Source organism: Ruminococcus turbiniformis (assembly GCF_020687545.1).
Lineage (GTDB): Bacteria > Bacillota > Clostridia > Lachnospirales > Lachnospiraceae > Mediterraneibacter > Mediterraneibacter turbiniformis.
The window spans coordinates 1-1672 of the sequence record NZ_JAJEQX010000088.1 but is presented as its reverse complement, the minus strand read 5'-3'; the positions used below and the strand labels follow the sequence as shown (position 1 = coordinate 1672).

General features: G+C 46.1%; 1 protein-coding gene. It reads right to left on the bottom strand.

Annotated elements, in window-relative coordinates; genetic code table 11:
- Window positions 1-174: 174 nt before the first annotated feature.
- On the bottom strand, window positions 175-1500 hold the full coding sequence (locus LKD70_RS18430; protein WP_227709309.1) for an IS1380 family transposase: 1326 nt from the start codon (window positions 1498-1500) through the stop codon (window positions 175-177).
- Between the last annotated feature and the right edge of the window lie 172 nt (window positions 1501-1672).

The window sequence follows — 1672 nt, the reverse complement described above, 5'->3', positions numbered from 1 at the left end:
CCTGAATTATTCACGGCAATGTAATCACTCATGAATGAATCGAAGAAATTGCCGCAGTAGTTACAATAACCACATTTGCTCTTTCTGCCTATCGGTAAAGACTTAAAAAAGGGCAGACTTCACCTGTGGCGGTTTCAAAAACGATTTGTGGCTGTCAAGGTCCATTAACCGCTGCTATTGCAGCTGTGGCTGCAGCTTACGGATGTTTTCCAACGTCTCATAGAATTCCTGTTTATAAGGGCAGCTGCTGCACAATTTGAAATATTGATAGCGTGCGGACCGCACGACCCTTGCAGCAATCTTCATCAGCTTTAACCGGATGGCAGCGATCTGCTGCTTCCGCATGTTCGCGGCGAGAGCCACACGGCGAAACCAGTTGAACAGGTTATATGCCAGCGCATGAACCATAAGGCGGTTTGCATTCACCACTTTGGAAGGACTGCTTACGCTGCCAAAGCCAAAACCATTCTTCCCTTCCTTGATGTAGTTCTCCATTTTGCCCCGCCCGCAATAGAACCGGACCACCTGGTAAGGAGCCAGCTCCATTGTGGTGACAAGGAACGTATACAGGTGGATCATCTGACCGTAAGGTTTCTCAATCTTGAAGACAACCCTGCGGGGATGGCTCCAGGATCCTGCCTGATACAGGAATTCTCCGTATTCAACCGCATAATCCACCTGATTGTATTTCGTTGCGCGGTACAGCGCCTGGTTTTCCTCCTCCGCCAATTGGCGGAGGATGGCATTTTCTTTCAGGCGGATGGCATATTTACAGTCCTTGTCTTCAAGGACCTCATACAGATCCGGAGAAGCAAACCCGCTGTCACCCCGGAGATAAAGCGGCATACCTGGGAAGTCACAGATGAATTCATCCAGGAGTGATCCCATAAAGCGGTCCGCTTCCTTGCCGCAGTACATGGTGCCATCGCGGAGTTCTGCCTTTAAAAGATCTCCCGTCAGCCCGTCGTAACATAGCAGCGGATGATATCCATGGGCCTGGTAATGATAGTTGAAGCCTTCCCCTTCCTGGTTCCCATAGGTACTAAGGAGAGTGGAGTCAATGTCAAAAAGCATGAATTCCGGCTTTTTGAAGGAATAAATGACCTTACGCAGTTCGCGAATGATCAGGTTCAGCTGATCCAGGGAATCCTGGTCCATCCGATTGAAAAACCGAGACAGGGTGGGCTGCGATGCCAGGGTATCCTTTTCCAAAATGGCGGTCATGACGGGTTCATTGGTCAGTTCATCTGCGCAGTTATCTTCAAAATAGGCACAGATGACCTGATAAATCACCTGCAGCAGGTTTGCGCCATCTTTGTGGATACGAAAGGATGCGGTATCATTGGTTTTGAAAAGGCGGTTAATGAGTTTGACAGCGCCAATCTTAAACAGGAATTCTTTGAAAAGAAGAAGTCCTGCATCGGAAGACAGATCGCCTCCATCAAAATTTATTTTCAGATACTTATTGCTTTCTAATACGGTGTCGTTTAAAATAGTCATTAAGGACTTCTCCTTTGTTTTTATTTGGCTTTGACACCTAAATTTTAACAAAGCTGAAGTTCTTTTTCTATAAAAATTTCTTCATCTGTTAAGTGAAAGTAGGAAATATCAAAAATATCAGCAACTATGCAGCATTGACCGCAGTGAAGTGAATTATCATGAATAATTCAGG

What these genes read in the sequence shown, in the direction of transcription:
- LKD70_RS18430 (WP_227709309.1), bottom strand. Translation starts at nt 1,500, where the DNA reads ATGACTATTTTAAACGACACCGTATTAGAAAGCAATAAGTATCTGAAA.